Here is a 7,662-nt window from a genome sequence, read left to right as displayed (position 1 = left end):
GCGTAACGGCACTGGGGATCAGGAGATACCGCTATGAGCAACAAGAAGACGCAGATCGGCGAAGGCGCCATGGTCGAATACGTCACCGCGATGATCGGCGGCCAGCTGTTCGGCCTGCCGATCTCCCGCGTGCAGGACGTGTTCATGCCCGAGCGCGTCACCCGCGTTCCGCTGTCCTCGCGCGAGATCGCGGGGGTGCTGAACCTGCGCGGCCGCATCGTCACCGTGGTCGACATGCGCGCCCGGCTCGGCTTGCCCAAGCCCGAGGACGGCAAGACCCCGATGGCGGTCGGCGTCGACCTGCGCGGTGAATCCTACGGCCTCCTGATCGACCAGATCGGCGAAGTGCTGCGGCTCGCCGAGGCCGGCATGGAAGAGAACCCCGTCAACCTCGACCCCCGCATGGCGAAGCTCGCCGGCGGCGTCCACCGCCTCGACGGCCAGCTCATGGTCGTCCTCGACGTCGATCGCGTCCTCGAGCTTAAAACCGAAGTGCAAATGGCTGCCTGAGCTAACCGAAACATCGAAGCCGGAGAACCAAAATGAAGACATGTTTGGTGGTCGATGATTCCAGCGTCGTGCGAAAGATCGCACGCCGGATCCTGGAAGGCCTGGAATTCGAAGTCACCGAGGCCGAGGACGGCTCGAAGGCGCTGGAGATCTGCCAGCGGCAGTTGCCCGATGCGGTGCTGCTCGACTGGAACATGCCCGTGATGGACGGCTTCGAGTTCATGGGCCACATGCGCCGGCTGCCCGGCGGCGACCAACCGAAGGTGGTGTTCTGCACCACCGAGAACAACGTGGCTCATATCGCCCAGGCGCTCAGCGGCGGCGCCAACGAGTACATTATGAAGCCCTTCGATAAAGACATCATCGCCGACAAGTTCGCTGAAGTCGGCTTGATCCCGGTCGGACAAGCCATGGTCTGAGTATCTGGCCCGAGCGCTTCAGCCAGAGTGTCCCCAGTACAGCTTCCGAGAGGCTATCCGTGACCCCGACCGAGTATGAGTATCTGCGTAAGTTCCTGAGGGATCATTCCGGGCTCGACCTGTCCGCAGACAAGCAATATCTGATTGAAAGCCGGCTGTTGCCGCTCGCCCGCAAGGCCGGGCTGTCCGGGATCGGCGAGCTCGTGCAGAAGCTGCAGGGCGGCTCGAGCGCGCTCGTCACCAGCGTGGTCGAAGCCATGACCACCAACGAGACCTTCTTCTTCCGCGACAAGGTCCCGTTCGATCATTTCCGCGACACCATCATGCCTGAGGTCATCRAGGCGCGCGCCGGCCGACGGAGCGTGCGCATCTGGTGCGCCGCCGGCTCGACCGGGCAGGAGCCTTATTCGCTCGCGATGTGCCTGAAGGAGATGGGCGCGGCCCTGACCGGCTGGCGCGTCGAGATCATCGCCACCGACCTGTCGCAGGAGGTGCTCGAGAAGGCCAAGGCCGGCATCTACAGCCAGTTCGAGGTGCAGCGCGGCCTGCCGATCCAGATGCTGATGAAATATTTCAAGCAGACCGGCGAGACGTGGCAGATCAATCCCGAGCTGCGCGCGATGATCCAGCACCGGCAGCTCAACCTGCTGCATGATTTTGCCCAGCTCGGCACCTTTGACGTCATCTTCTGCCGCAACGTGCTGATCTATTTCGACCAGGACACCAAGATCAACATCTTCAACCGCCTCGCCCGCCAGATCGAGGGAGACGGCTTCCTTGTGCTGGGTGCAGCCGAAACCGTGGTCGGACTGACCGACACGTTCAGGCCGATCCCGGATCGTCGCGGCCTCTACAAGCCGAACGACCCGCGTGCAGCGGCAGCCAAACCGGCTCTCGCCGGCGCCGCGCCGCCGCGCATGGCGGTGTTGGCAGGACGATAGGCATGGCAGAGGATGGCAAGGGCGCGGAGCGCGTCACGTTCAGTCGTGGCTATGATGTCTGCATCATGGCGATCGACGGCACGTGGCGGCGCGACTGCAAGCTCAATGCGATTTCCGACACCGATGCCATCCTCACCGTGGATGGCTCGATCCAGGGATTGAACCTGAAGGAATTCTTCCTGCTGCTGTCGTCGACCGGGCTCGCCTATCGCCGTTGCGAGCTGGTGCGCGTCAACGGCGCCGAAATGGACATCCAGTTCCTGCGCGGCAAGAACCGCAAGAAGCGCGGCGCCGCCGGCGGCCGTGACGAGGCAGCGTGATCGCCAAATAGGCCTCGTCCCGCTCGCCCCGTCGCCGCTTTCCGAGACGTTGGTTCATATTTGCTAAAACATCCGGACGAATTCGCCGCACCGGCTTTACGTGGCCTAAGCGCGAGCCGTGTAGACATTGCCCGTCTCAATCTCAGGATACGGCAATGCCCCGAAGTTCCCTCTCCCCCATCCCGTCAAATCTGCCCGACGTCGCCGAGCGGCGTGCGCTTCAGCTCCTGGTGGTCGACGACGACGCCACGCAGCGCAGCCTGATCACGGTCGCCGCCAAGCAGGCCGGCCATGAAGTCACGGTGGCGCCGTCCGTCGCCGAGGCGATCGAGAAGCTCCGCGCCGCCCGCTTCGACTGCGTGACGCTCGATCTCGTGCTGGAGGATGGCGACGGCATCGACGTGCTGCGCGAGATGGTGGCCGCGAAATTCGCAGGCCACGTGATCGTCATCAGCGGTATGGACGGCAAGCGCCGCAGCGCCGCCCGCAGCTTCGCTCGTTCCGTCGGGATCCAGCTCCAGGGCCTGCCGAAGCCGCTCGATCTCGCCGCCCTGCGGATCAGTCTCGCCAATCTCGGCAAGACCGCAATGGGGCTGCCGGCGATCCACACCTGGGGTGGCGTCGCTACCGACGCGATCGTGGAACGGCACCGCGCCTGAGGCGCGGAGCTGCCATGCGATCGGACGCGGGCACTGCGCCGCGCCGGTCGCAATTCAAGCCGGATTGCCGGATTCAGACAGGTATTGCAGGGCGTGGCCGAGGCCTGCCCGGCAGGCGTTCAGAGCGGCGTTCGCGGTGGCATAACGCGGCGTGACGTCGTCGAGTATGAAGACGTCGGCGGAACCTTCCGGATCGTTGCTGTGTTCTTGATCCATGGCTGCGGCGATCCGGCGCATACTGGTCTCGATCTGCGCGATCAGCAAGCGAAGGTCGGCGGCGATCAATCGTTGGCTGTCGGCCTCGGATGTTGCGACCAGCGGCAGCGTATCGGCCAAATTTAGCATGGATATTCTCCGTCTCCTGCAATTAGGCGCAATGCCGCTACTTGTGCGTTAAGTCTATGTCCCGTACAAATACGGGTGGGCCGAATCCGCGCCGAACGCCATAACGGTTGGCGCGGACGCGAGTCCGTAATGCCAACTGGATGTGGCACATGGCCGAGCAAACCTCTCGTGGTGAAATCTTCGTGGTCGACGACGACCCTGCGGTTCGCGACACCTTGTCGATGGTGTTGAAGGCGGCGGGTTATGAGGTGATCTGTTTTGCGGACGGCGCAGCGCTGCTCTCCGTCGCGCGGAACCGTACGCCGGCTGCGATCCTGCTCGACGTGCACATTCCCGGAAAGTCGGGCCTCGACATTCTGAAGGAACTGCAGGGCGAAGATTATCCGGCGCCGATCTTCATGATCTCCGGGCAGGGCGACATCTCGATGGCGGTGGGCGCCATCAAGAGCGGCGCGCTCGATTTCATCGAAAAGCCGTTCCGCGGCAGCGAGATCGTCGGCCGGCTGGACGAGGCGATCGGAGCCTATGCACGCAGGCAGGCAGAGAGCGTATCGCCGAAATTCTCTTCGCTGCACTTCCCCGGACGCGAGCCGTTGACGCGGCGTGAACGCGAGGTGCTCGAGCAGTTCGCTTCCGGTGCGTCCAACAAGGAAGCCGGCCGCACGCTCGGCATCAGCCCACGCACCATCGAGGACCATCGCGCCAACATCATGAAGAAGCTCGGGGCGCGCAACGCCGCCGATCTGATCCGCATCGTGATGACCGCGGCCCAGCGCGCGTCGTAACGCGACTGGCCATCTCTCGTGCCCCGGACGCAGCGCGTCATGCAATGATGCGCTGCTGAGCCGGGGCCCATCTCTCCAATGTCACGGCTGACAGTTCTGGGTCCCGGCTCTGCGCCGTAGCGTTGCACGCTGCGCCTTGTCCGGGACACGGTTCCTCAACTGCTCAGCGCCTTGCGGATGATCCGCGCCAGATCGGATTTGCGATACGGCTTTGCCAGCAGCAGCACGCCTAAATCCAGCCGGCCGTGATGGATGATCGCGTTCTCCGTATAGCCTGAGGTGTAGACCACCCTGAGGTCCGGACGCGTCTTCGACACCTCGTCGGCAAGCTGCCGTCCGTTCAACTTGCCGGGCATGATGACGTCGCTGAACAGCAGGTCGAACGGCTTGCCGGTGGCGACGATCGCGAGCGCCTCAGCTGCGTTCGCGGCCTGCAAGGTGACGTAGCCGAGCGAATGCAGCTGCGCCAGCACGTAGTCGCGCACCAGCCGGTCGTCCTCGACCACGAGGATCGTCTCCTGTCCGCCCTCGATCGTCGACGGCGTCACGCCTTCGCCCACGGCCGCGGCCGTCTTGCCGGGCGGCAGATACATCTTGATCGTGGTACCGTGGCCTTCCTCGCTGTAGATCTTGATGTGGCCCGTGGACTGCTTGATGAAGCCGTAGACCATCGAAAGCCCGAGCCCGGTGCCCTTGCCCGGTCCCTTCGAGGTGAAGAACGGATCGAACACCCGGGCCAGCATGTGCGCAGGAATGCCCGTGCCGGTGTCGCTCACGGCGATCAGCACATAGTGTCCGGGCCTGACGTCGTTGACGCTGGCATAGACCTCGTCGAGATAGGCGGCGCCCGTCTCCACGATCAGCTTGCCGCCGCCGGGCATGGCGTCGCGGGCATTGAGCGCGAGGTTGAGGATCGCGGTGGTGAGCTGGTTGGGGTCGACGATCGCGACGCAGCTCTCGTCCTCGAACACCGATTCGATCTGGATCTGCTCGCCCAGCGTCGGGCGTAACAGCTTTGCGGTGTCGATGATCAGCGCGTTGATGTCGACCTCGCGCGGCTGCAGCGGCTGCTTGCGCGCGAAGGCGAGCAGGTGCTGGGTCAGCTCGGCGCCGCGCCCGGCGGCCTCGTCGATCATCTTCGTGATCGCCGCAAGCTCCGGCTCCTTCGCCACCGCGTCGGCCAGGATCTCGATCGTCCCGGTGATGACGGTGAGGATGTTGTTGAAGTCATGCGCCACGCCGCCGGTGAGCTGGCCGACCGCCTCCATCTTGTCGGCGTGGCGGATGCGCTCCTCGGACGCGATCTTGTCGGTGAGGTCGCGGTAGAACACGTTGAACAGAATGCCTTCGCGGCGTTTCAGCGCCGTGACGCTCAGCTCGGCCCTGAATTCCTTGCCGTCGCGACGGCGAACCGCGAGCTCGCGGCGGCGGTTGAGCGTCTGGCCGTCCTGGGACTCGAGGAAGCGCGCGAGGCCGGCCTTGACCCGCTCCCGCTCGCTCTCGGCGACGATGAGGTCGACCCCATTCCTGCCCAGCGCTTCGTCGCGCCGCCAGCCGAACAGCTCCTCGGCCCGCGAGCTCCAGTTCAGGATGGTGCTGCGCTCGTCGGTCTGGACGAAGGCGTCGAGCGCGGTCTCGACGATATTGCGCGCGAGCAGCTCGCTTTCGCGCAAGGACTCTTCCGCGCGCCTCGCCTCAGTCATGTCGCGTCCGACGAAGAAGAAGCGTTTGGCCTGATCTGACCAGTTGCCGAGCCAGGACAGCCAGACCTCGCGTCCGTCCTTGTGGATGCAGCGGGTGTCGGCGAGCCTGGGGTGCCCGCCGCGCCGGAGCGCGCGCATCTCCTCGCGGGATTGCTCGAGATGCGCGGGATGGATGAAATCGACGCCGCTGCGGCCGATCATCTCGTCCGGCGGGTAGCCGAGCACGGCCTGGCTGCTCGGGCTGACCTGCACGATATGGCCCCGCGAATCCATGATCATGATCAGATCTTCCGAGGCGTCGAACAGCTGCCGCCGTTCCTCGATCTGCTGTTGCAGCGCGCGCTCGGTCCGTCGCGCATCGGTCAGGCGGCGCGCCGTGCCGGACGCGCCGATGATCTCGCCTGAATCGTCCCTGATCGGTGACAGGCTCACCGAGATTTCGACCGGACTGCCGTCCTTGCGCAGGCGCACCGTTTCGAAGTGCTCGATCCGCTCGCCCGTCGCAATCCGCCGCAGATAGTCCTTGCCCTCTTCGCGGCGATCGGGTGGCAGGAGGATCAAGGTCGGCTGTCCGACCGCTTCCTCGGCCGTATAGCCGTAGAGGCGCTCGGCCGCCGCATTCCAGCCGATGATGATGCCGTCGAGCGTCTGCATGACGATCGAATCGTCGGAGGATTCGACCGCCGCGCTGAACAGGCGTTCGCGGACGGCGAGCTGGTCGCGCGCGGCCTCGGTGCGCCGCCGCTCCTCGACCTCATGCTCCAGCGCTGCCGTCTTCGCCCGCATTTCATCGATCAAACGGGCAAATGCCCGCGCCAGCACACCAGTCTCGCCGGGGGCGTCGGTTGGAATTCTGATGGAATTGTCCCGACCGAGCCACTCGACCGCCGCAGTGAGCTGCCCGATCGGCCGGGTCAACGACCGCGCCAGCAGCACGGCCAGTATGGCGGCGACCAGCACCGCGATGAGGCCGATCGTGATGGTCGATTTCTCGATGGTGACGGCCGGCGCCATGAAGACGGCGTTGGGCACGACGCGGATGACACCGACCCACTGGTCCTCGGCCAGGATTGCGGGCGCGATCGCGGTGCCGCTCGGCTTGCCGTCACTGCCCGGCACGACCTGGGTCGCACCCAGCGTCGATCCGGTGATGGCTGCGAAATGGGGGAAGTCGTCCTGCCAGCGTGTTGGTGTCCCCAGTTGCGAACCGAACTCGCGGGTGCGATCCGGATGCACGAGATAATCGCCGTTACGGCCGACCACATAGACCGCTTCACCGTTCCGGATCGATATCCTGATACGGTCGAACACCTGGCGCATGTCGACATTGACGACGACGATGCCGAACAGCCGGTGATCGGACCCAAACAGGGGCGCCGCGACGCGCAAGGTCGGAACATAGGGCATCTGAACCACGCCGTCGTCGACGTCCAGTTCGACCGGGGAGACGCTGACCTGGTCTTCTGCCAGCTTGATCGCCGCCTGGAAGAAGGAGCGCTCGCCCTTGTTCTGCAAGGCATCGTCGGGAACCGCACGCACCGCTCCGTTCGGGCCGGAGCGGTCGACGCGCAGATACTCGACGCCGTCGGCACCGATGATGCGGAATTTTGCGTAGGCCGGGTTGGCGCCGACGTCGGCCACGAGGCGCGTCAGCAAGCGGTCGCGCCAGGTCTTCTCCGAGAGGTGATCGACCGGATCGACCCCGTCGTTGAAATGGGCATCGATCATGCCGCGCGCGGCGGCACGGGAGCGGAACGTCGCAACGTCGGCGCGAGCGCCGTTCACATGCGCTTCGAGTTGCGAGGCCAGGAGCCGCGAGTGGCCCTCGATACGGTCGAGCACGCGCGGCAGGAACGCTTGTTCCAGGCTGTAATGGCTCAGCCATCCGACAGCGAAGACCGCAGCCGCGACCAGCAGGATCATTGCGATGGCCAGCCGGGTCGCGAGGGTCATATCGGCCTTCGCGCCGCGTCGCGAGCG

Annotated in this window: 8 protein-coding genes; 6 read left to right on the top strand and 2 right to left on the bottom strand. The window is 65.1% G+C overall.

The genetic code is table 11. From position 1 onward, the window contains the following. Window positions 1–33: 33 nt before the first annotated feature. The 5 genes from AB4Z51_RS22185 to AB4Z51_RS22165 all read left to right on the top strand — a co-directional run bounded on the left by AB4Z51_RS22185 (window position 34) and on the right by AB4Z51_RS22165 (window position 2,849). Window positions 34–510: a chemotaxis protein CheW gene (locus tag AB4Z51_RS22185; RefSeq protein WP_063980462.1), complete on the top strand. Its 477-nt coding sequence runs from the start codon at window positions 34–36 to the stop codon at window positions 508–510. Window positions 511–542: 32 nt separating this feature from the next. Next, complete coding sequence (locus tag AB4Z51_RS22180; RefSeq protein WP_018321619.1) at window positions 543–929, top strand: response regulator; 387 nt, start codon at window positions 543–545, stop codon at window positions 927–929. A 59-nt stretch (window positions 930–988) separates the two neighbouring features. Then, window positions 989–1,870: a CheR family methyltransferase gene (locus AB4Z51_RS22175; protein WP_441497966.1), complete on the top strand. Its 882-nt coding sequence runs from the start codon at window positions 989–991 to the stop codon at window positions 1,868–1,870. Window positions 1,871–1,872: 2 nt separating this feature from the next. Further along, a complete protein-coding gene (locus AB4Z51_RS22170) occupies window positions 1,873–2,190 on the top strand; it encodes a hypothetical protein (RefSeq protein WP_014490546.1) in 318 nt (105 codons plus the stop codon). Between the two features lie 155 nt (window positions 2,191–2,345). Beyond that, window positions 2,346–2,849 (top strand): response regulator, encoded by a 504-nt coding sequence (locus tag AB4Z51_RS22165; RefSeq protein ID WP_085398201.1) that lies wholly within the window; start codon window positions 2,346–2,348, stop codon window positions 2,847–2,849. Window positions 2,850–2,903: 54 nt separating this feature from the next. On the opposite strand, the gene AB4Z51_RS22160 is transcribed toward AB4Z51_RS22165, so the two are convergent. Next, window positions 2,904–3,194 (bottom strand): hypothetical protein, encoded by a 291-nt coding sequence (locus tag AB4Z51_RS22160; RefSeq protein ID WP_085398200.1) that lies wholly within the window; start codon window positions 3,192–3,194, stop codon window positions 2,904–2,906. Between the two features lie 149 nt (window positions 3,195–3,343). Here AB4Z51_RS22160 and AB4Z51_RS22155 point away from each other — a divergent pair, with 149 nt between their 5' ends. After that, window positions 3,344–3,979, top strand: coding sequence for a response regulator transcription factor (locus AB4Z51_RS22155; protein WP_071916993.1), 636 nt, complete (start codon window positions 3,344–3,346; stop codon window positions 3,977–3,979). Between the two features lie 155 nt (window positions 3,980–4,134). On the opposite strand, the gene AB4Z51_RS22150 is transcribed toward AB4Z51_RS22155, so the two are convergent. Continuing rightward, a complete protein-coding gene (locus AB4Z51_RS22150) occupies window positions 4,135–7,635 on the bottom strand; it encodes a PAS domain S-box protein (RefSeq protein WP_441497965.1) in 3,501 nt (1,166 codons plus the stop codon). Between the last annotated feature and the right edge of the window lie 27 nt (window positions 7,636–7,662).

Source organism: Bradyrhizobium sp. 2TAF36, assembly GCF_052114925.1.
Taxonomy (GTDB): Bacteria; Pseudomonadota; Alphaproteobacteria; order Rhizobiales; family Xanthobacteraceae; genus Bradyrhizobium; species Bradyrhizobium barranii.
This window is presented reverse-complemented; position numbering and strand designations above follow the sequence as displayed.

Coding starts and splice junctions, on each gene's coding strand:
- AB4Z51_RS22185 (WP_063980462.1), top strand. CDS start 34: ATGAGCAACAAGAAGACGCAGATCGGCGAAGGCGCCATGGTCGAATAC.
- AB4Z51_RS22180 (WP_018321619.1), top strand. CDS start 543: ATGAAGACATGTTTGGTGGTCGATGATTCCAGCGTCGTGCGAAAGATC.
- AB4Z51_RS22170 (WP_014490546.1), top strand. CDS start 1,873: ATGGCAGAGGATGGCAAGGGCGCGGAGCGCGTCACGTTCAGTCGTGGC.
- AB4Z51_RS22165 (WP_085398201.1), top strand. CDS start 2,346: ATGCCCCGAAGTTCCCTCTCCCCCATCCCGTCAAATCTGCCCGACGTC.
- AB4Z51_RS22160 (WP_085398200.1), bottom strand. CDS start 3,194: ATGCTAAATTTGGCCGATACGCTGCCGCTGGTCGCAACATCCGAGGCC.
- AB4Z51_RS22155 (WP_071916993.1), top strand. CDS start 3,344: ATGGCCGAGCAAACCTCTCGTGGTGAAATCTTCGTGGTCGACGACGAC.
- AB4Z51_RS22150 (WP_441497965.1), bottom strand. CDS start 7,635: ATGACCCTCGCGACCCGGCTGGCCATCGCAATGATCCTGCTGGTCGCG.